Annotated in this window: 24 protein-coding genes; 16 read left to right on the top strand and 8 right to left on the bottom strand. The window is 68.0% G+C overall.

Annotation, left to right across the window (positions count from 1 at the left end; translation table 11 throughout):
• From AB0J62_RS37190 to AB0J62_RS37155, 8 genes are read left to right on the top strand one after another with little or no spacing between them, the layout of a single operon-like run.
• Entirely contained in the window at window positions 1-1,107 is a 1,107-nt protein-coding gene (locus AB0J62_RS37190; protein WP_363881681.1) for an aromatic/alkene monooxygenase hydroxylase subunit beta, read from the top strand.
• Between the two features lie 2 nt (window positions 1,108-1,109).
• Window positions 1,110-1,445: a propane 2-monooxygenase effector subunit MimD gene (gene mimD / locus AB0J62_RS37185; protein ID WP_134111731.1), complete on the top strand. Its 336-nt coding sequence runs from the start codon at window positions 1,110-1,112 to the stop codon at window positions 1,443-1,445.
• Window positions 1,446-1,451: 6 nt separating this feature from the next.
• Entirely contained in the window at window positions 1,452-2,471 is a 1,020-nt protein-coding gene (locus AB0J62_RS37180) for an amidohydrolase family protein (RefSeq protein ID WP_363881678.1), read from the top strand.
• The gene (locus AB0J62_RS37175) at window positions 2,468-3,202 is read left to right on the top strand and encodes an iron-sulfur cluster assembly protein (RefSeq protein WP_363881676.1); all 735 of its coding nucleotides are present in this window, start codon (window positions 2,468-2,470) and stop codon (window positions 3,200-3,202) included. Before AB0J62_RS37180 ends, AB0J62_RS37175 begins: the two co-directional genes overlap by 4 nt.
• Window positions 3,199-4,257, top strand: coding sequence for an NAD(P)-dependent alcohol dehydrogenase (locus AB0J62_RS37170; RefSeq protein WP_363881675.1), 1,059 nt, complete (start codon window positions 3,199-3,201; stop codon window positions 4,255-4,257). Before AB0J62_RS37175 ends, AB0J62_RS37170 begins: the two co-directional genes overlap by 4 nt.
• A gap of 35 nt (window positions 4,258-4,292) precedes the next feature.
• Window positions 4,293-5,942, top strand: coding sequence for a chaperonin GroEL (groL, locus tag AB0J62_RS37165; RefSeq protein WP_363881673.1), 1,650 nt, complete (start codon window positions 4,293-4,295; stop codon window positions 5,940-5,942).
• A 10-nt stretch (window positions 5,943-5,952) separates the two neighbouring features.
• A complete protein-coding gene (locus tag AB0J62_RS37160) occupies window positions 5,953-6,147 on the top strand; it encodes an iron dependent repressor, metal binding and dimerization domain protein (RefSeq protein ID WP_363881671.1) in 195 nt (64 codons plus the stop codon).
• The gene (locus tag AB0J62_RS37155; protein WP_363881669.1) at window positions 6,144-6,533 is read left to right on the top strand and encodes a metalloregulator ArsR/SmtB family transcription factor; all 390 of its coding nucleotides are present in this window, start codon (window positions 6,144-6,146) and stop codon (window positions 6,531-6,533) included. Before AB0J62_RS37160 ends, AB0J62_RS37155 begins: the two co-directional genes overlap by 4 nt.
• Here the strand turns inward: AB0J62_RS37155 and AB0J62_RS37150 are convergent.
• On the bottom strand, window positions 6,469-8,001 hold the full coding sequence (locus tag AB0J62_RS37150; RefSeq protein WP_363881667.1) for an amidohydrolase family protein: 1,533 nt from the start codon (window positions 7,999-8,001) through the stop codon (window positions 6,469-6,471). The genes AB0J62_RS37155 and AB0J62_RS37150 overlap by 65 nt on opposite strands.
• A 101-nt stretch (window positions 8,002-8,102) precedes the next feature.
• Between AB0J62_RS37150 and miaB the strand changes: the two genes are divergently transcribed.
• Together miaB and AB0J62_RS37140 are read left to right on the top strand one after the other, a co-directional pair.
• Window positions 8,103-9,575 (top strand): tRNA (N6-isopentenyl adenosine(37)-C2)-methylthiotransferase MiaB, encoded by a 1,473-nt coding sequence (gene miaB / locus AB0J62_RS37145; protein ID WP_363881665.1) that lies wholly within the window; start codon window positions 8,103-8,105, stop codon window positions 9,573-9,575.
• Window positions 9,572-10,264, top strand: a complete 693-nt coding sequence (locus AB0J62_RS37140; RefSeq protein WP_363881663.1) for a phosphotransferase — start codon at window positions 9,572-9,574, stop codon at window positions 10,262-10,264. The genes miaB and AB0J62_RS37140 overlap by 4 nt, the downstream gene beginning before the upstream one ends.
• Before the next feature lie 9 nt (window positions 10,265-10,273).
• Here AB0J62_RS37140 and AB0J62_RS37135 read toward each other — a convergent pair whose 3' ends face one another.
• From AB0J62_RS37135 to AB0J62_RS37110, 6 genes are all read right to left on the bottom strand, one after another.
• Entirely contained in the window at window positions 10,274-11,479 is a 1,206-nt protein-coding gene (locus tag AB0J62_RS37135) for a LamG-like jellyroll fold domain-containing protein (protein ID WP_363881661.1), read from the bottom strand.
• A 9-nt stretch (window positions 11,480-11,488) separates the two neighbouring features.
• Window positions 11,489-12,127, bottom strand: a complete 639-nt coding sequence (locus AB0J62_RS37130; protein ID WP_363881659.1) for a hypothetical protein — start codon at window positions 12,125-12,127, stop codon at window positions 11,489-11,491.
• Window positions 12,128-12,197: 70 nt separating this feature from the next.
• A complete protein-coding gene (locus tag AB0J62_RS37125; RefSeq protein WP_363881657.1) occupies window positions 12,198-12,653 on the bottom strand; it encodes an NUDIX domain-containing protein in 456 nt (151 codons plus the stop codon).
• Window positions 12,654-12,695: 42 nt separating this feature from the next.
• Window positions 12,696-13,286 (bottom strand): GNAT family N-acetyltransferase, encoded by a 591-nt coding sequence (locus tag AB0J62_RS37120; RefSeq protein ID WP_363881655.1) that lies wholly within the window; start codon window positions 13,284-13,286, stop codon window positions 12,696-12,698.
• Between the two features lie 110 nt (window positions 13,287-13,396).
• Window positions 13,397-13,642, bottom strand: a complete 246-nt coding sequence (locus AB0J62_RS37115) for an antitoxin (protein WP_134111652.1) — start codon at window positions 13,640-13,642, stop codon at window positions 13,397-13,399.
• 120 nt (window positions 13,643-13,762) lie between these two features.
• A complete protein-coding gene (locus tag AB0J62_RS37110; protein ID WP_130449370.1) occupies window positions 13,763-13,987 on the bottom strand; it encodes a hypothetical protein in 225 nt (74 codons plus the stop codon).
• Between the two features lie 135 nt (window positions 13,988-14,122).
• On the opposite strand from AB0J62_RS37110, the gene miaA reads away from it, so the two are divergent.
• From miaA to ggt, 4 genes are all read left to right on the top strand, one after another.
• Complete coding sequence (miaA, locus tag AB0J62_RS37105; protein ID WP_363881652.1) at window positions 14,123-15,085, top strand: tRNA (adenosine(37)-N6)-dimethylallyltransferase MiaA; 963 nt, start codon at window positions 14,123-14,125, stop codon at window positions 15,083-15,085.
• The gene (locus AB0J62_RS37100; RefSeq protein ID WP_134111655.1) at window positions 15,072-15,587 is read left to right on the top strand and encodes a SigE family RNA polymerase sigma factor; all 516 of its coding nucleotides are present in this window, start codon (window positions 15,072-15,074) and stop codon (window positions 15,585-15,587) included. The genes miaA and AB0J62_RS37100 overlap by 14 nt, the downstream gene beginning before the upstream one ends.
• Before the next feature lie 7 nt (window positions 15,588-15,594).
• Complete coding sequence (locus AB0J62_RS37095; RefSeq protein WP_363881649.1) at window positions 15,595-16,278, top strand: hypothetical protein; 684 nt, start codon at window positions 15,595-15,597, stop codon at window positions 16,276-16,278.
• A gap of 70 nt (window positions 16,279-16,348) precedes the next feature.
• Window positions 16,349-18,154: a gamma-glutamyltransferase gene (gene ggt / locus AB0J62_RS37090; RefSeq protein ID WP_363881647.1), complete on the top strand. Its 1,806-nt coding sequence runs from the start codon at window positions 16,349-16,351 to the stop codon at window positions 18,152-18,154.
• 25 nt (window positions 18,155-18,179) lie between these two features.
• Here ggt and AB0J62_RS37085 read toward each other — a convergent pair whose 3' ends face one another.
• Window positions 18,180-19,268: a M20/M25/M40 family metallo-hydrolase gene (locus AB0J62_RS37085; RefSeq protein ID WP_363881645.1), complete on the bottom strand. Its 1,089-nt coding sequence runs from the start codon at window positions 19,266-19,268 to the stop codon at window positions 18,180-18,182.
• Between the two features lie 68 nt (window positions 19,269-19,336).
• On the opposite strand from AB0J62_RS37085, the gene AB0J62_RS37080 reads away from it, so the two are divergent.
• On the top strand, window positions 19,337-20,011 hold the full coding sequence (locus AB0J62_RS37080) for a GNAT family N-acetyltransferase (protein WP_363881643.1): 675 nt from the start codon (window positions 19,337-19,339) through the stop codon (window positions 20,009-20,011).
• The gene (locus tag AB0J62_RS37075) at window positions 20,004-20,648 is read left to right on the top strand and encodes an SIS domain-containing protein (protein WP_363881641.1); all 645 of its coding nucleotides are present in this window, start codon (window positions 20,004-20,006) and stop codon (window positions 20,646-20,648) included. The genes AB0J62_RS37080 and AB0J62_RS37075 overlap by 8 nt, the downstream gene beginning before the upstream one ends.
• Window positions 20,649-20,654: the final 6 nt, after the last annotated feature.

Below are 20,654 nucleotides of genomic sequence, written 5' to 3'. Positions count from 1 at the left end.
ATGACCGAAACCACACCGACGAAACAGCGCAGTTTTCCGAGCATAGAGTTCACCGACTCCGAGGCCGGCGCGCTGGAGTTCCCGAGCTCGCAGAGCCGGTCGTACAACTACTACAAGCCGGCCAAGCTGCGGGCGACGATGTACGAGGACGTCACGGTCGACGTCCAGCCGGACCCCGACCGGCACCTGAGCCAGGGCTGGATCTACGGCTTCGGGAACGGCCCCGGCGGCTACCCGAAGGAGTGGACCGCCGCGAAGTCCTCGAACTGGCACGCGTTCCTCGACCCGAACGAGGAGTGGAACCAGACGATCTACCGGAACAACTCCGCGGTCGTCCGCCAGGTCGACCTCGGCCTGCAGAACGCCAAGCGGGCCCGGGCGTACGACGCCTGGAACCCGGCGTGGCTGAAGTTCGTCGAGCGGAACCTCGGCGCCTGGATGCACGCCGAGAACGGGCTCGCGCTGCACGTCTTCACCAGCATCCAGCGCTCCGGGCCGACAAACATGATCAACACCGCGGTCGCCGTGAACGCCGCGCACAAGATGCGGTTCGCCCAGGACCTCGCACTGTTCAACCTGGACCTGGCGGAGGCCGACGTACCGTTCGACGGCTCGGCGCACAAGGAGGTCTGGCAGAGTGCGCCGGAGTGGCAGCCGACGCGTGAGGTGGTCGAGCGGCTGACCGCCGTCGGCGACTGGTGCGAGCTGCTGTTCGCCACCAACATCGTGTTCGAGCAGCTGGTCGGGTCGTTGTTCCGGACCGAGCTGGTGATGCAGATCGCGGCTCGCAACGGCGACTACATCACGCCGACGATCGTCGGCACCGGCGAGCACGACTACGACCGCGACCTCTCGTACAGCCGCAACCTGTTCCGGCTGCTGACCCGGGACGCGGAGTTCGGCGAGACCAACAAGGCGCTGTTCGGCGAGTCGCTCGCGACCTGGGTGCCGCGCTGCCTGGACGCCGCCCACGCGCTGCAGCCGATCTGGTCGCAGCCGGCCGAGAAGTCGGTCACGTTCGCGGACAGCCTGGACGCGGCCAAGCAGAAGTTCCGTTCCGTGCTCGAGGACCTCGGGCTCGACACTCCGAAGGAGCTGGACCAGTGAGCATGCAGTTCGGATCTGAAGCCGAGTTCTCCAACAAGACCGGCGTGACCTTGATGAACACCCCGATCGGCCGCGTCGTCGCCCAGGTGATGGGCGCGAAGGACGGCGTCGAGCTGACGGAGTACCCGTCGATGATCCGCGTCGACGGGACCGGGCTGCTCGACTTCGACTACGCCGAGCTGTCCGACGCGCTCGGGATGGACTTCGACGGGTCGGTGTTCGAGGAGATCTCGTCCACCCACTACGGCCGGATGGTGCACCTGGACGACAAGACCATCCTGTTCGCCAGCCCCGAGGACGCCGCCGAGTACATCGGCTTCGACCTCACCACGAAGTGAGCGCGCATGTACGAGAAGAACGGTGAGAAGTACTACATCTGCGACGCGCACATCGCGTTGTGGGACGCGCGGGCCGAGAACCAGCGCAACATCCACGGCAAGCAGTTCATCGACTGCTTCTACGACTACCACAAGAACCTCAGCCCGGCCGAGGTCGTGTGGGACTACGACACCTACACCTACTACGGCGAGCAGCGGCTGCTGAAGGACCTGTTCGAGGACGGGTACGTCGATCACGCGATCTTCCAGCCCGCGATCCTGAGCGACTTCTACAAGCGCGGGTTCGGTCAGACCGAGGACGCGCTCGCGCTGACGCGGGCGCATCCGGACAAGCTGACCTACAACCACGCGTGGGATCCGCGCCACGAGGAGGCCGGCCTCGAGCAGCTCCGCAAGGACGCCGACCGGATGGGGCTGAAGGGCGTCAAGCTCTACACCGCCGAGTGGTACGGCGACTCCCGCGGCTGGAAGCTCGACAGCTTGTGGTCGCGGCGCTATCTCGAGGAGTGCCTGAAGCTCGGCATCAAGAACATCCACGTCCACAAGGGCCCCACCATCAGGCCGCTGGACCGGGACGCCTTCGACGTCGCCGACATCGACCAGGTGGCGACCGACTACACCGAGCTGAACTTCATCGTCGAGCACGTCGGACTGCCCAGGCTCGAGGACTTCTGCTGGATCGCCACCCAGGAGCCCAACGTGTACGGCGGTCTCGCGGTCGCGATGCCGTTCATCCACAGCCGGCCCGGGTACTTCGCGCAGATCATCGGCGAACTGCTCTACTGGATCGGCGAGGACCGGATCCTGTTCTCGTCCGACTACGCGCTCTGGACGCCGAAGTGGCTGGTCGAGCAGTTCGTCGACTTCCAGATCCCGGCGGACCAGACCGAGTACGCGCCGCTCACGACGGCCCAGAAGAAGAAGATCCTCGGGCTGAACGCGGCCGCGCTGTACGACCTCGACGTACCCGAAGAACTGCGGCTGCCGGCCGGCGTCGGGTCGACCGAAGAAGCAGTGGCGTCATGATCGCGGTCGCCGCATCGCTGGAGTTGGAGGCCGAGGTCGTGGCGGCGCTGGCGACCGTCATCGACCCTGAGCTGGACCAGCCCATCACCGACCTCGGCTTCGTCCGGTCGATCCGGATCGACGATGCCGGCGTGACCGTGCACCTGCGGCTGCCGACCTCGTTCTGCGCGCCCAACTTCGCCTACCTGATGGCATCCGACGCAGTCGACGCGCTGCGTCGGGTGCCGGGCGTAGGTGCGGTGAGTGTGCTGCTCGACGATCACCACGACTCGGACAAGATCAACGCCGGCCTGGCCGCGAACGCGGGCTATGTCGGCACGTTCGGCAACGAGGCCGACCAGGACCTCGACGAACTGCGCCGTACCTTCCAGCGCAAGGCGCACACGGCGGCGATGGAGCGGTGCGTGATGGCGCTGCTCCGGTCCACCGGCAAGACCATCGAAGAGCTGCCGGGGCTCACGCTCTGGCACCTGCCCGGCGGTCCGCAGAAGGACGCACTACTTCGCAGGCGGACAGATATCGGGCTCGGGATCCGGCCGGAGGATCTCGTGCTGGTCGACGACGAGGGCGTACCGGTGCCGCCGGAGGCCGCGCCACTGCGACTGCGGTTCGCGAAGGCCGTCCGGATCTCGGTCGAGGGCAACGCGCACTTCTGCCGCGGCCTGCTCAAGACCCGGTACGACGACGAGCCGCTGGCAACCCGGATCACCAACACAAGGAGGAGTCGATGAAGGCCGTCCAGGTCACCGGCTACCACACGGTACTGAATTCCTCGCCCACCCCACCGCCCCGGTCACTTCAACTGGCCGATGTTCCTGAGCCGAAGATCACCGGGCCGCTCGACGTGGTCGTGCGGATCGGCGGGGCCGGGGTCTGCCGGACCGACCTGCACATCCTCGAAGGACAGTGGGCCGAGAAGAGCGGCGTGATGCTGCCGTACACGATCGGGCACGAGAACGCGGGCTGGGTGCACGCGATCGGCGACGCCGTCACGAACGTTGCCGTCGGCGACAAAGTGATCCTGCACCCGTTGATCACCTGCGGACTCTGCCGGGCCTGCCGGTCCGGCGACGACGTGCACTGCGTGGCGTCGGCGTTCCCGGGGATCGACACCGACGGCGGGTACGCCGAATACCTGCGGACGACGGCCCGCAGCGTCGTCAAGATCGACGACTCGCTGGAGCCGGCGGACGTGGCCGCCCTCGCGGATGCCGGCCTGACCGCGTACCACGCGGCGGCAAAGGCGGCGCGCACGCTCCGGCCGGGCGCGGTCTGCGTCATCATCGGGGCGGGCGGTCTCGGTCACATCGGCATCCAGGTGATGAAGGCGATCTCGGCCGCCACTCTGGTCGTCGTCGACCGCAACCAGGCCGCGGTCGACCTGGCCGTCGAGATCGGCGCCGACCACGGAATCGTTGCTGACAGCACGCACGTGGAACAGGTCCGGGCCTTGACCGGACGGCACGGCGCGGAAGCGGTGATCGACTTCGTCGGCGAGGGCGGCGCCACCTCCGACGGGATCGAGATGCTGCGGCGGGCCGGCAACTACTACGTGGTCGGGTACGGCGAGAACCTCGACGTACCGACCATCGACGTGATCTCCACCGAGATCAACTTCATCGGCAACCTGGTCGGGTCGTACAACGACCTGCAGGACCTGATGGAGCTCGCCGCGCAGGGCAAGGTCGCGCTGCACACCACGAAGTACCCGCTGGAGGAGTTCCAGCAGGCTCTCGACGACCTCGACCGCGGCCAGGTCCGCGGCCGGGCGATCCTCATCCCGTGAAATAACCCGGCACATTCCCCAGCAGGAGGCAGACGATGGCGAAGGAACTGCGGTTCAACACCGACGCCCGGCGGTTGCTCGAGTCCGGCGTGAACGCGCTGGCCGACGCGATCAAGGTGACGCTCGGACCCAAGGGCCGCAACGCGGTGCTGGAGAAGCTGACCGGCCCGCCGACGATCACCAACGACGGCGTCACGATCGCCCGCGAGATCCAGCTGCGCGAACCCTTCGCGAACATGGGCGCCCAGCTGGTCAAGGAAGTCGCGATGAAGACCAACGGCGTGGTCGGCGACGGCACCACCACGGCCACCGTGCTGGCCCAGGCGATGGTCCGCGAAGGCCTGCGCGAGGTCGACGCGGGCGCCAACCCGATGCGGGTACGCCGTGGCATCGAGCGGACCGTGCCGGTGGTGGTCGAGGCGCTGCGCAGCCGGGCCGTCGAGGTTCACGGACGCGAGCAACTGCAGCACATCGCGACCCTGGCGGCCAGCGACGACGAGATCATCGGCGAGGTGATCGCGAACGCGGTCGACTGGGTCGGCCGCAACGGTGTCGTCACCACCGAGGAGTCGGACACGCTCGGGATGTCGGTGGAGGTTGTCGACGGCATCGAGTTCGACCACGGGTACGTGTCGGCGTACATGGTCACCGACCGGGAGCGGATGGAGACCGTCTACGACCGCCCGCTGATCCTGCTGACCAACAAGAAGATCACGCAGGTGCAGGAGATCATGCCGACCCTCGAGGTGGCGCAGCGCGCGGACCGTCCGCTCGTGGTGCTCGCCGAGGAGGTCGACGGTCCGGCGCTGCAACTGCTTGTCGGCGGCAACATGCACAACACGATGCGGTCGGTCGTCGTGCGGGCGCCCGGGTTCGGCCACCGGCGGATCGCCGAGCTGGAGGATCTCGCGACCGCGCTCGGCGGTTCGGTGATCGCCAAGGACACCGGGCTCGACCTCACGGACGTGACCCGCGAGCACCTCGGCTCGTGCGACCGGATCACGATCACCGAGGACACCACCACGATCGTCGGTGGGCACGGGGACGCGTCGCTGGTGGAGGCGCGGATCTCCCAGCTGGAGAAGCAGTTCGAGCGGGCCAAGATCGACGCGGACCAGGACAGCCTGCAGTTGCGGATGGCACGGCTGGCCGGCAAGGTCGCGGTGATCCGGGTCGGCGGCGCGACGAGTGTCGAGCTGAAGGAACGGATGCTGCGCGTCGAGGACTCGCTCGCCGCGACCCGGGCCGCGCTCGAGGAAGGCATCGTGGCCGGCGGCGGGACGGTCCTGGTGCAGGCCCAGGCTGCGCTCTCGGAGCTGGAGCTGTCCGGTGACGAGGCGATCGGACGCGAGGTCGTACGCCGTGCGCTGCCGGAGCCGCTGCGCTGGATCGCGATCAACGCCGGGTACGACGGCGACGAGGTCGTGGCACAGGTCGCGTCGTTGCCCGCGGGGCACGGTTTCAACGCGCTCACCGGTCAGTACGGCGATCTCGTCGAGGACGCCGTGATCGATCCGCTGAAGGTCACGCGTGCGGCGCTGGAGAGCGCGGCCTCGATCGCCGCGCTGATCCTCACCACCGAGACCGCGGTCGTCGAGGAGATCATCGGCAACCCCGGCGCGATCATGGCGCCCGGCTTCGGCGATCTGGCCGAGGGCATGGTCCGTCCGTCGAACATCTATTGAGGAGCCGGCCATGAACCGACGGCACCAACTCCTGGAGACCTTCCTGCACCGGGTTCTCGGCGTACCCCTGGACGAGGTGCACGGGGAGGCGCTCCTGCTCGAGCACGGATTGAGTGACCGGCTCGAGGAGTTGATCGACGCGGCGCTCGGGCATCCGACGCGGGATCCGTTCGGGGAGCCGATCCAGCCGAAGGTGCGGGCGTGATCGAGCCGACCCCGCCGCAGCTGGCTACCGCGGCCAGGACGTTCGGCCTGTTGCTGGCGCCGGTCCGGCTGCACCTGGTCGCGTTGGCGAGTGGTGGTGAGTACGACGTCGGCACGCTGGCCGCCAGGGTGGGTGTCAGCGTGCCGACGGCGAGCCAGCACCTGGCCAAGCTCCGCCTGGCCGGGCTGGTCAGCGCACGACGCGAGGGGCGGCGGCAGTTCTACACCGTCGACGACCCCCACGTCGTGGCCCTCGTCGAGCAGATCTTCGAGCATGTCGCGCCAGACGGCACGCTCGCACCCGATCCGCCCCGACGAGCGCTCAGTGGTTGGATCGGCCGCAGCAGCCGCCGGCTGCGAGTGCCTTCGCCGCGGGCGGCGCCTTGACGGCTGCCTCGACGTCGGCGAGCATCCGCTCGCGCTGCGCGGGGCAGATGACCCGGCCGCGGGTGACCACGGTGTGGATCTTGCGGCTGTTGCGGATGTCGGTCAGCGGGTCGGCATCCAGCACCACGAGGTCGGCGATCTTCCGCGGTTCGACCGAGCCCAGGTCTCTCGACAGTCCCAGGAACTTGGCCGGTTCGACGGTCGCGGCGTACAGCGCCTGACGCGGGGTGGCCCCGGCACCGACCAGGTGCTCGAGCTCGTCATGCAGCGCGAACCCCGGCACGGAGTACGGCGTGCCCGTGTCGGTGCCGGCCAGGATCGGTACGTCGTGCGCGAACAGCTCCCGGACGAACCTCTGCCGCCACGCCCACATCTGCTTCTGGTGGGAGATCTCCTCGGCGGTGCGGTTGGCGCCGTACAGGAACTGGATCACGTAGTCGTAGGTGCCGATCGAGTCCTCGCTCAGGTACTTCTTGAGGTTGGGGTCGAGTTGCGTGTAGTCGATCTGGTCGAGCACGTTGTGCATGGTCAGCGTCGGCGTGACCCGGGTGCGGTTGCGCCGCAGCGTGCCGAACACGTCGGCCGCGCGGGCCGGGCTGTAGGTGTTCGCGGCGATCCACTCGATCGCGTGCATCTGGCGGAACCAGGAGTTGTAGTCGCCGGTCTGCACGCTGATCGCCCGGACCATCCGCCGTACCTCGGCTTCGCGCGTGGAGACGTTCAGGCCGAGCGAGTGGATGTGCTCGATGCTGCGCTGGCCGAGGTTGCTGACCTCCTTCGAGGTGAGCTCGTCCGGCCCGTGGCCGTGCACGGTCAGACCCTGCTTGCGGGCCTCGTCGATGATCGCGGCGTACGACTCCTTGTTCAGGCGCGAGTACACCTTGATGAAGTCGGCGCCGCCGGACTTGCTCTGCTGTACGGCGGCGCGGGCCTCGGCGGCGTCGCCGACAACCAGGACGTGCAGCAGGTTCGGATCCCAGAGTGTCGGGTCGCCGTCGATGATCGGGCTGGCGACGACCATCCGCGGCCCGAGCAGGGTCCCGGCCTCGATCCGGTCCCGCCAGTCGTAGACGATCGGATCCGGAGCGGCCATCTCGCGGACCATGGTCAGACCGTTCGCGAGGTACAACGGCGGCGAGACGTCCTCGTCACCGAGGCTGTGAACGTGCATGTCGGCGAGCCCGGGGATCACGTACTTGCCGCTGAGATCGATCTCGACGGCGCCCTGCGGCACCGGCATCCGGCCGACCCCGACGATACGCTCGCCGCTGATCAGGACGGTCTGGTTGCGATCACGACGTCCGGTGGCGACATCGATGACGGTGACGTTGGTGAGCGCGGTGATCCTCGGTGGCTTCCCCACCAGCGCGGAGGCCGTGCTGGTGGTGAAGGTCCCACCAGCGAGGACGGCGGCCCCGACGGCTCCGGCGGCGGTGTGAGCGAGGAACTGACGGCGAGAACTGTTCATACCCCTCACTATTCTCTGCGTGCTCCCGGTGGTCAGGGGTCGCAGGCCGCCGGTCCCAGGTAGGTTTTTGTCTACCCCGGCACGTACTCTTGGTGGCTGTTATGCGTACTTACGAGGTCCGCACTTACGGGTGCCAGATGAATGTCCACGACTCCGAGCGGCTGCGCGGGCTGCTGGAGGATGCGGGCTATGTCCGCGCGCCCGAGGGTGACGAGGCCGACGTGGTCGTCTTCAACACCTGCGCGGTGCGGGAGAACGCCGACAACAAGCTGTACGGGAATCTCGGTCACCTGGCGCCGGTGAAGGCCCGTAAGCCCGGGATGCAGATCGCCGTCGGCGGGTGCTTGGCGCAGAAGGACAAGGCGTCGATCACCAAGAAGGCCCCGTGGGTCGACGTCGTGTTCGGCACCCACAACATCGGCTCGCTGCCGGTGCTGCTGGAGCGCGCGCGGGTCGCCGAGGAGTCCCAGGTCGAGATCCTGGAGTCGCTCGACGTCTTCCCGTCGACCTTGCCGACGCGGCGCGAATCGGCGTACTCCGCCTGGGTTTCGGTCAGCGTGGGCTGCAACAACACCTGCACTTTCTGCATCGTCCCGTCGCTGCGCGGCCGCGAGAAGGACCGCCGCCCCGGGGACGTGCTCGCCGAGGTCGAGGCGCTGGTCGCCGAGGGCGTGCTCGAGGTGACGCTGCTCGGGCAGAACGTGAACTCGTACGGCGTGGAGTTCGGCGACCGGTTCGCGTTCGGCAAGCTGCTGCGTGCCTGTGGGGAGATCGACGGGTTGGAGCGCGTGCGCTTCACGTCGCCGCACCCGCGGGACTTCACCGCGGACGTGATCGAGGCGATGGCCGAGACGCCGAACGTGATGCCCTCGCTGCACATGCCGCTGCAGTCCGGTTCGGACACCGTGCTGAAGGCGATGCGTCGTTCCTATCGCCGGGACCGGTACCTGAAGATCATCGAAGACGTGCGGGCCGCGATGCCGGATGCGGCGATCACGACCGACATCATCGTCGGGTTCCCGGGGGAGACCGAGGAGGACTTCCAGGGCACGCTCGACGTGGTCCGGCAGGCCCGGTTCGCCGGCGCGTTCACCTTCCAGTACTCGAAGCGTCCCGGTACGCCGGCCGAGTCGATGGAGGATCAGGTCCCGCGCGACGTCGTCCAGGATCGGTACGAGCGGTTGGTCGCGCTGCAGGACGAGATGGCCTGGGACGAGAACAAGAAGCTGGTCGGCCGGACGGTCGAGGTGCTCGTCGCGGAGGGGGAGGGGCGCAAGGACGCCACCACCCACCGGCTCAGCGGTCGTGCCCGGGACAACCGGCTCGTCCACTTCGCGTTGCCGGCGGAGGTCGAGACGCCGCGACCGGGCGATGTGGTCACGGTCGAGGTCACGTACGCCGCACCCCATCATCTGAACGCGGACGTGTTCGGCGCAGTACGTCGCACGCGCGCGGGCGACGCGTGGGAGCGAGCGCAGGACGCTCCGGCCCCTTCGCCTGGTGTAATGCTCGGCATGCCAACCCTTGGTGCCAAGCCCTTCGAACCAGCAGCCGGCGGCTGCCAGGTCGGATGACGGACGGATCGCAGCCCGGGCTCTCGGCGCTGCTTCCTCCGGACGCTCAGCCGTTCGCCGCCGGCCGGGACGCCGACGTCTACGCCATCGACGACCAGTGGGTGCTGCGGCGCTACCGCAACAGCCACCCGGTCCGCGACGAGGCCGACTTCATGCGGCACGTGGCGAAGTACGACTACCCGGTCCCGGATGTCCGCGAGGTCAGCGGTCCGGACATGGTCGTCGAGCGCCTCGACGGCCCGACGCTGGGTGACGCCGCCATCGCCGGCGACCTGACCGCGGCGGAGATCGGCCTGATCCACGCCGACCTGCACCGCCGTCTGCAGGCCATCCCCGCACCCAGCGGTACGCCGGGCCTGGTCGTCGTCCACGGCGATCTGCATCCGCTGAACGTGATCGCCACCCCGGCCGGCCCGGTCGTCATCGACTGGCGCAACGCGGAGGAAGGCATTCCCGAGTTCGACGTGGCGTTGACCGCGATCATCTTCGCCCAGGTCGCACTCGACCCGGGTTTCGAGGACCTCACCGACTTGCTGCGTGAGGCCCTCGGCGTCTACCTCGCCAACTCCATCGACCCGACGCCGGGCCTGCCCGCCGCGCTCGAGTACCGCGGCGACAACCCGACCCTCACCCCCGACGAGCTGGCCCTTCTCCCCGCGCAGGAGAAGCTGATCCGCTCTCTGCTGTAGGCGCGTTTCCTACGCGTTGAGGAACTGGGACGGCTTCAATGCGCGGGTGACGATGCGGAGTTCGCCGATGTTGCCGGCGAAGCCCTGGTCGACTGTGTTCGCGTAGTGGCCGGCGCCGACCAGCCACGGCTTGCCGGCGGTTGCGAGGCCGTTGGACGGGGTTGCCGGGTTGCGCAGCAGCTCCGACGAGTCGACGTACACGATGCTGTGCCGGCCGTCGTTCACGATGGCCAGGTGGAACCAGCGGCCGGCCACCTGCTCGTGGCCCCAGTTCGTGAACGTGTCGTTCTTGTCGAACGGGTACACCGCCCACTGCACCTGCCGACCGCCGGAGAACCCGAGCTTCGCCGCCGGCTCATCCGGGTCGCTGCCGGTCTTGCCCGCGTCGCGTCCGGTGCCGAGCCGCGTGAGCAGTCCCTCCCACGAATGGTCCTGCCCGTCGTCGGCCAGCTTCACGAATGCCTCGATCGTGTAGCCGCCCTTGAACGTCATCGCGTTGAGCGGCGCGTTGTCGACGGTCTGCAGGTACCCGCCGCGGGCAGGGTTCTTGTTGCCCGGGAACAGCCAGCTCGCGTGGCCCGGCTGATTCGGGTGGAACTCGCTGCTCGCGGTCGGTACGTCGCTCGACAGCTGCTTGCGGACGAGGTGGTTGCCCTTACCCGACTGGTCGATCACCTGATCCGTGACCGGTCCGTCGAAGCGCCAGTACGCCGCCGTACCGGGGATGAGCAGCTGCGACGCCGGCCGCGCCGGGCGGACCGGCACCGGGGCGAATCCGGCGAACCGCTGGTCGAAGTCGATCGGGATGCTGAAGCGGTTGACGTCATCGGTCAGCTCGATCTCGAGCTCTTCGAGTTCGTTGCGCTTGGCCGGGTCCTGGCCCATGATCCACGGCGAGATCGTCTCGACGTCGATCGTGTTCCGGGCCAGGTCGAAGTGGTACAGCCGCACCATGCCCGAGCCGCCGTAGAACCGATCCTGGTAGTTGGTGATGTGCAGGTGCACATCGTTGCCGGCCGCGTTCTTCCGGGTGACCCGGCCGGGCGGCCAGTAGTGCCCGTTCATCGTGATGAAGATCTGGTCGTTGCCGTCGATCAGCTGGTCCCAGACCCGGTTGCCCTGGTCGCTGAAGTAGGCGGTCGGATCGCCCGCGTCGGCGTACACGATCTCGTGCGTGGTCAGGACGACCGGCAGCTTCGGGTGCTTGGCGATCACGTCGCGGGCCTACGCGAAGCTCGCGTCGGACGGCCGCCAGTCCATTGCCAGCAGCAACCATTGCCGCCCGCCCGCGCGGAACACGTGGTACGAGTTGTACCCGTTCGCCGTCGATCCGCCGTACGTCGGCATCCAGCGGAACCGCCGCGGGCTGAACGTGTCGAGGTACGGCGACGGGCCGCGCGTGTCGTCCTTCGACCCGTCGATGTCGTGGTTGCCGGCCAGCACGGAGTACGGGAAGCGGGCGCGGTCGAGGATCTTGAAGACCGGGTCGGCCTGCGCGAACTCCATCGCCAGCGCGTTCTCCGTGACGTCGCCGAGGTGCGCCATGAACACGATGTTCTCGTCGGTGCGGTTGTCGATCAGCCAGTTGAACGTCGCCGTGAGCGGCGCCGGGTCGCCCCGGTCCTGGTCGAACTGGTACTGCGTGTCCGGCACGATCGCGAGCGTGAACCGCGGGTGCTCGGTGTCGATCCGACCAGCTTCCTTGCTGCTTGCCGCAGTTGCGCTGGCGCCGCCCGTCTCACCGGTGCCGGTCGCCGCGGCGTTCCCCGCGCTCAGGGCGCCTGAGGTGAAGACCGCACCCGCGCCGAGCGCCCCCGCCTGCAACAGCTTCCGCCGGCTCGTCTCGTCGTACCGTTCGTTCATCGCCCCACGCTCCCAAGCTCGCTGACACCGCAGCGAACACTAGAGCGCAGCGAGGCAAAGAACGGTGAACTCAGGCGAAACCCTGGGCGATCACCGCAGGAAGCCCACGCCCGTCCGCCACCGCAGCCAGCACGCGCGCCTCATGCGGCACCAACGGCTCAGGCAACTTGTCCAGCGAATACCACTCCAGGGCCGCCGCCTTCTCCGGCTCCATCAACCGCGGCTCGCCTGTCCACTTCGACGCCATGAAGAAGAAGTCCACCCGCTCATCGATCGGATCGCCGTTCCCACCCGTCCGATGCATCGCCGTCACCGGCACCAGCTCCGCCGGGTCGACGTCCAGCCCCACCTCTTCCTTCAACTCCCGCACCGCCGCGGCGATCGCCGACTCACCCTGCTCCACATGCCCCGCCGGCACCGCCCAATACCCGTCCATGTAGCCGGTATTGGCCCGCAGCAACAACAACACCTCGTCCCCTCGCCGCACCACCACATACGCCGCCGGCACCACCCGAAACCGATCCATGCAAGCACCCTAAACACCCCCACCGACACGGGGGCATGAAGGTCACTCGGCGGTGACCGTTCTGCTCATCACGCAGTGGTTCTTGCCCTTGGGGCGCAGGTAGGTGAAGCCGGCTTGTTCGAAGAGGGAGCGAGTGCCGTTGTAGAGGAACGAGGCGGTGATCTTCTTGCCCTCCGTGTCCTGGGGGTAGGCCTCGACGACCCCGCCGCCGGCCTGGGCGATCAGTTCCAGGGCGCCGCGAAGGGCTACGGCTGAGACGCCTTGGCGGCGGTAGTTGCGGTCGGTGAAGAAGCAGGTGAGGCGGTAGTCCGGCGGGCGGTCCATGCCGGTCTCGTACTCCTTGCGGTGGTTGATGTTCGGCAGTTCGACCGGCGGGCCGTACTCGAGCCAACACACCGCGAGCTCACCGTCGAACACGAGCGCCGCATGCGCGCGCCCCTCCATCACCAGCCGATGCTTGAGCTCGCGGTTGCTGTCCGCCTCGAACGTCTTCTGGTTGTGCATGGTGTGGAAGTACGTGCACCAGCAGCCACCCCACACCCCGTTGTGGCGTTCCGCCAACGCCGCGAACGCATCCCACGTCTCGGGCCCGAGCGCCCGGACCGTCAACTGCTCGACGTCCACCTTGACCATGAACTGAGCGTACGACCGTATCCGGACGATCTACGTCCGGAAGTCACCTGATTGAGCGGTAGGCACGGCGAAGGGCCGCAAGCTGGGTGCTTGCGGCCCTTCGGGGGAGATCAGGCGGACTGGTTCGGCTTGTCCGGGATGTCGTCGTTCTGGCCGTCCAGGTTGTCCAACCCGTCCTTGGCCTTCTCGACGCCGGTGTCGATCTTGTCGCCGTACTTGCCGCCCGTCTTCTCGTCGACGAAGTCACCGGCCTTGTCCAGACCTTCACCGACCTTGTCGCCGTGCTCGTTGACCAGGTCAGTGGCCTTGTCCTTCAGGTCCTCGGCCTTGCCCTTGAACTTGTCGAAGATGCCCATCTCGGGGGCTCCCATTCCTGCGTAGTTGAGTGCTTACAGACAGCTAGCGGTGATCTTCGCACCTGCAACACCCGAACTGTGGGACCTCCGCGAGCGCCATGCTGACGCGTCGAACGGCTCTCAGACGCCGTCGCCCGACGGCTCCGACTCTACGTCGCCGCCGCTGTCTTCACTCTCGTCACCGGTGGATTCGACATCGCCACCGCTGAACTCGACGTCGCCGCCGCTCTTCTTCGCCTCGACATCGCCGCCGCTGCGCTTCGCGGCCGCCAGGTCGTCGACTTCCTCCCCCAGGCCGAGCGCGTCCTTGGCCGCGTCCGACTCTTCCTCGAACCCATTCGTCACGTGCGTTCCTCCCGTAGAAATGTTTCGAACTCCAGGTGTTTCCTACCGAACTTCCCGGGTCAACCACAAGGCTGGTCCATACCTCTTGGTCAACTCTTGGCAACACATCACGAAGACAACTGACAGACTGGAGCGATGCCTGATCCACTCGTCGTCGCGGTCGTCGGCCCCACCGCGGCCGGGAAGTCCGACCTGGCTGTCGCGCTGTCCAAGCACCTCGACGGCGAGGTTGTGAACGCGGACGCCATGCAGGTTTACCGCGGCATGGACATCGGTACGGCGAAGATCAGTCCGACGGAACGCGCCGGCGTACCGCACCATCTGCTCGACATCCTCGACGTGACCGAGACCGCGACGGTGGCCGAGTTCCAGCAACTGGCCCGCGCGGCCATCGACGATTGCATCGACCGGCAGCGCACCCCGGTCCTCGCCGGCGGATCCGCGCTCTACATTCGCGCGATCCTCGACGACTTCGTCTTCCCCGGCACCGACCCCGTCGTCCGCGCCCGACTCGAGGCCGAGCTCGAAGCGCACGGCTCCGGAGCACTGCACAGCAGACTGCAGGCGATCGACCCGAAGGCCGCCGAGCAGATCCTGCCGAGCAACGGCCGGCGGATCGTCCGCGCGCTCGAGGTCGTGGAGATCACCGGCGGCCCGTACGTCGCCACGCTGCCCGAGCACCGCTACGTGTATCCGGGCGCGGTCCAGCTCGGTCTCGACGTACCGCGGCCCGAACTGGACGCGCGGATCGACCTCCGGGTGGACCGGATGTTCGACGCGGGGTTCGTCGCCGAGGTGCGCGGACTGCTGGACAAGGGTTTGATTGAGGGGAAGACAGCCAACCGCGCACTCGGGTACTCGCAGGTGATCGCGTTGCTGAACGGTGAGATCGACGAGACGCAGGCCCGGGAGCGGACGGCCCAGGCCACGCGCCGGTTCGCGCGCCGGCAGGACTCGTGGTTCCGTAAGGACCAACGCATCACTTGGCTCCCGTACGACGCCCCCGACCTGGTGGAGAAGGCAATTCAAGTGTTAGCCCAAGGCAACCGCAGGGGGACCGGCGGCGTAGTCGGGGTGGAATCGAATGCGAGGGGGTGACCGTGAGGCCGAGTTCCGTGAGTACCTGCTCGCGGACCGCACGAGGCTGATGAGGACGGCGCTGCTGCTCACCGCGGGCGACGTGCACACGGCCGAAGATCTGGTCCAGACCGCCTGCACGCGGGTTTACGTGCATTGGCACCGGATCAAGCACGAAGGCGCAGGCCCGTATGCACACCGCATCCTGGTCAACGCGTTCCTGGACGAGCGCCGCCGCGCCGGCCGCCACCCCGAGGTGGTGACCGCGGAGACGCTCGAGCCGCGCCTGACCGACGTACCTGATCAGACCGACACCCTCGCCATCCGGGACGCGTTGCTGGATCTCGCGCCGCGGCAGCGGGCGGTGCTGGTACTGCGGTACTTCCAGGATCTCGATGTCGCGACCTGTGCACGGATCCTGGAGTGCACCGAGGGCACGGTGAAGAGCCAGACGGCGAAGGCGCTGAAGCGGTTGAAGGACCTGATGTCCGAAGAGACGGATCGTACGACGGGGAGTGGCTGAAACACCGATGGACGACGTGAAGAGGCTGTTGGAGGGCTTCGCGGACCGCGCGGCCGAGGCGCTGCCGGAGACTGACATCGAGGCCGATGTCACCCGCGGCCGCCGCGCGCTGCGCCGGGTCAAGCGCCGGCGTCGCGTCACCGGTGTGCTCTGCGTCGCCGCCGTGTCGGCCCTCGCGCTTGCGGTCGGCAACCAGGTGAAGTGGTGGGGGAATGCCAGCGAGGTCGCCGGCGGCACGAGCGAGCCGGAAAAGACCGCCGCGCCGCCCACGACCGCACCCGCGGCCAAGCCGTCGACTGGCGAGACGATGTCGATGTTCGGAGCGTCCGTCGTCGAGCTGGTCGCCAACAAGCAGCCGTGGAACACGATCGACTGCACGCTGACGCCGAAGGGCTGGACCGCGGAGACGCCGATCGCCGCCAACCGCGTCGTGCTCTCCCAGCCGAAGACGCGTACTGCGGACTCGGCCGCCAAGGTGGTCCTGCAAGCGGCACCGCAGGCCCGCAGCCTGTCGGCGGTACGCGTTGCCGACGGCAATGGCAAGACCTTCCACATCGGCACCCTCGACGGTCGCCCGACCGGTCAGGTGAAGCTGACCGACCAGTGGCTGCTGGTCGAGCTCCCGACCGGCTCAGTCGACTGGCCCGACGACGTACTGCGACGTTTCATGGACTCCTGCACGGTGAACTAGTACTGGCGTGAAGCCTTTGAGTGGGATAGCAAGGGCATGTCCACGTCGCCGACGCCCCGCGGGAGTACTGGTGAAGAAGCTGGTCGCATCGCTGTCTGCAGGTGCCCTTGTTCTGGCTGGTCTGAGTACGAGCGCCGCCGCGAATCCACCGAAGCCGCCGGAGAAGCAACCGACCGCGATCGGGTACGGCGGAGCGGTGTCCTCGGTCGACGCCGACGCGACGGCCGCCGGTCTCGGCGTACTGCGCCGCGGCGGCAACGCGGTCGACGCAGCCGTCGCCACCGCGGCCGCCCTTGGCGTGACCGAGCCGTACTCCGCAGGTATCGGCGGCGGCGGGTACTTCGTCTACTACAGCGCCAAGAACCACAAGGTCTACACGATCGACGGCCGCGAGACCGCGCCTGCGGCGATGCCGTCGGACGCGTTCATCGACCCGGCAACCGGCAAGCCGTACAACTTCACGCCCGAGCTCGTCACGTCGGGCGTGTCCGTCGGCATCCCCGGCACGCTGGCGACCTGGGACTCGGCCCTGCGCCAATGGGGTTCGCTGTCGCTCGGCAAGGCGCTCACCCCGGCCGCCGACCTGGCCGATCGCGGCTTCGTGGTGGACAGCACGTTCAACCTGCAGACGCAGGAGAACAAGGCCCGGTTCTCGGCGATCGTCCCGACCGCCAAGCTGTTCCTGCCCGGCGGTGACGCACCCAAGGTCGGCACGGTGTTCAAGAACCCGGAGCTCGCCGACACGTACCGGATGCTTGGCAAGAAAGGCCTTTCGACGTTCTACGGCGGGGAACTCGGCGCGGAGATGACCGCGGTGGTCAAGAACCCGCCGAAGACCGCGACGACCACTCTGCCGGTGATGCCGGGCTACATGACCACCGCCGACCTCAAGAAGTACAAGCCGCTGGACCGCGTCCCGACGAAGGTCCGATACGACGGCCTGAACGTCTACGGAATGGCGCCGTCGTCGTCCGGTGGCACCACGGTCGGTGAGGCGCTCAACATCCTCCAGCCGCTGCACCTCAGGCAGCAGAGCACTCCGCAGTACCTGCACAGCTACCTCGAGGCGTCCGCGCTCGCGTTCGCGGACAGGGCGGCGTACGTCGGTGATCCCGCGTTCGTGGACGTGCCGACGAAGGAGCTCACCTCCCGTGGGTTCGGTGCCGAGCGGTCCTGCCAGATCAACCCGGCCAAGGCGGCCGTCAAGCCGGTGCCGGCCGGATCGCCCGACGGCAAGTACCACCACTGCGCGAAGGGTGCCGCGACGACGCAACGACCAGACACCGAGGGCAAGTCGACCACGCATCTGGTCACGGCCGACAAGTGGGGCAACGTCGTCTCGTACACGTTGACCATCGAGCAGACCGGTGGCAGCGGCATCACCGTTCCGGGCCGTGGTTTCATTCTGAACAACGAGCTGACCGACTTCTCCGCGGTCTACGACCCCGCCGACCCGAACCGGATCCAGCCGGGCAAGCGGCCGCGGTCGTCGATCTCGCCGACGATCGTGCTGCGCGGCGACAAGCCGTTGCTCGCGCTCGGTTCGCCGGGTGGCTCGACGATCATCACGACCGTCCTGCAGACGCTGACGAACCGGCTCGACCGCGGCATGACGCTGCCCGAGGCGATCGCGGCGCCGCGGGCGTCGCAGCGCAACACCGCGTCCGTGACCGCGGAACAGTCGTTCATCGACAAGTACGGCGCTGTGCTGGCGAAGTACGGGCACACCTTCACGCCTGCCGGTGCTCCCGGATCCTCGGCGGCCGAGATCGGTGCGCTCGAAGGACTGGAGTTCCTGCCCGGCGGCGCGATCCTCGCTGCTGCGGAACCGACGCGACGCGGCGGCGGATCTGCCGGGGTCGTGTGGCCCAGATAGCGGCTAGATAGCGGCTGGATGGTGCCTAGATAGTGCTGATGATCGCGGCGACCAGGGCGACTCGTTCGCCCAGGCTCGCCGCGATCACCTGCTCGTGGACGGCGTGGGCGCCCTTGCCTACCGGGCCCAGGCCGTCCAGGGTCGGGACCCCGAGCCAGCCGGTCAGATTGGTGTCGGCCGCACCGGAGGCGGCCGCACCACCGATCTCCTGACCAACAGATCGGCCGGCCTCGATCACCTTTGCCAGTAGCTCGTCGGTTGCCGGCGATGGCTGCCAGGCCGGGCGATTCGACATCACCCGGACGTTCAGCTGAGCCTCCGCGCGCACTGGCTGCAGTTCGGCAACTGCCTTGAGCACGGCCTGTTCTGTCGACGGATCGACAAAGCGGAACCCGATATCGGCCGCCGCAGATCCCGGTACGACGTTCGTCCGCCCGCCACCCGTAATGGTGCCGACGTTGCACAACACCTCGTCATGCTGCGCAACGATGTGCCGTACTGCGATCAACTGGTCGACCAGCTCGTCGATCGCGGAGATCCCGCTCTCCGGATCGAGCGCGGCGTGCGCCTCGCGGCCGGTGATCTCGAGGCGCACCCGCGTGCTGCCCCAGCGCGAGGTCTTCAGGTCACCGTTGGGGTGGGGAGGTTCGAGTCCGAAGGCGGCGTACACGCCGGCCGACTCCGCGGTCACGAGCTCCCGTGCGGATGGCGAACCGATCTCCTCGTCCGCGACCACCACGACGCGTACCGGCCGACGGTCGTGCACTTGCTCCAGGGCGGTCTCGAGGATGACGAGTCCGCCCTTCATGTCGAAGACGCCCGGTCCATGGATCACGCCGTCCGCTTCGCGCCACGGCATCGCGCCCGCCAGTTGCCCGATCGGCCAGACGGTGTCGTGGTGGCCGAGGAAGAGCAGGGGCGCCTCGTCGGCCCGCGACCCGCGACCGGGGAAATCCGCGACCAGGTGATCGCCGGTCGGCGCCGGCACGCGGCGGACGGTCGCGCCGAGTCCGGCGTACCGCTCGGCGAGGCGGTCGGCGAAGGCGTTCAGCGCGACCGCGTCACCGGTCGGGGTCTCCGCGCCGACGTACTCCTGGAGTCGCTCGATGATCATGGATAGTCAACGTATCATCATCTGATCATCGTTTGACTCGCTTGAGAACAATGGGATCTACTCAAGATATGAATCGTATCTCCGAGGTGAGCTTCCGTGCGGTCTCGCTCACCACGGCGTCCAGGTTCGCCGAGGCCTCGGAGCTGTACCGCGCGGTCTTCGGCTACCTCGACCCGGCGTACGGGCTGAATCCGCGACTGCTTGGCGCGCTGGCGAGCAACGGCGGATCGGTGGTCGGCATCCTCGACGAGAGCGACAAGCTGGTCGCGTTCGCGTACGGCTTCTGCGGCACCGACCGGCGCGGCTTCTACCACTACTCGCAGTCGGCCGTGGTCGCCGCCGACCACCAGGGGCACGGTCTCGGCCGGATGCTCAAGCAGGCCCAGCGAGAAGTTGCCCTCAGCCACGGTATGTCGCGGATGCGCTGGACGTACGACCCGATGCAGGTGCGGAACGCGCACTTCAACCTCGACGTCCTCGGCGCCCGCGGTCGTTGGTTCGCTCCGGACATGTACGGTCCGGGCACCGACCGCGTGATTGTCGAGTGGGACCTGACCCGCGAGCAGCCCGCTGCCGTCGACCAGGCCGAGCTGACCGAGCTGACCGAGCTGATCCTGCCGGCCGACCCGGCCGAGCTCCGCACATCCTTCGAAGGACTGCTCGCCAAGGGACTGGCCGCTGTTTCGTGCCGCCGCCTGCCGGACGGGAACGGCGCCTACTACTTCGGGCCGGCCGATGCCTGACGATCCGCGTAACCGCGAGCTCTCCAGCCCGCGCGAGCGGTACGACGCCCGCCTGCAACGGCGATCGTCGACGCTCCTGCAGCGTCGCGTCGTCGAGCAGGAGCGCGCCTCGATCGACGAGGCCCTCGACCAGATCCTCGCCGACGAGTCGATCGCGCAGGCAGCGGCGCGGATCGTCGCCGCCCGCCGGCGCTTCATCGTCGGTTCGGCGAAGTCGTTCTCGTACGCGTCGTTGCTGGCCTTCGACCTCGGCGCCGGCCTGTCGCAGGTGACGCTGATCGACGGCACCGTCGTCCGCGGTGTCGACGTACTGTCCGACGTCCGGTCGAACGATCTGATGGTCGCGTTCTCGTTCCGCCGGTACCGGCGCGACACGGTCGAGATCGCGCGCCGGTTCGTGGAGGCCGGCGGTGAGCTGGTCGCGGTCACGGATTTCGAGGACGCGCCGCTGGCCAAGATCGCCGACCAGAGCATCTACGTCGCGACCGGGAGTGCGTCGTACGTCGATTCGCCGACCGTCGTGGCTTCCGTGCTGCATGTGCTCGCGACGCTGACGACGGCGAGCGCGAAGGGCGCGCGGCGGCGGCTGCTCGAGCGCGACCGGCTGAACACGGAGCTGGGGCTGTATGTCACCTGAGATGTC

The organism is Kribbella sp. NPDC049584, assembly GCF_040675555.1.
Lineage (GTDB): Bacteria > Actinomycetota > Actinomycetes > Propionibacteriales > Kribbellaceae > Kribbella.
This window is presented reverse-complemented; position numbering and strand designations above follow the sequence as displayed.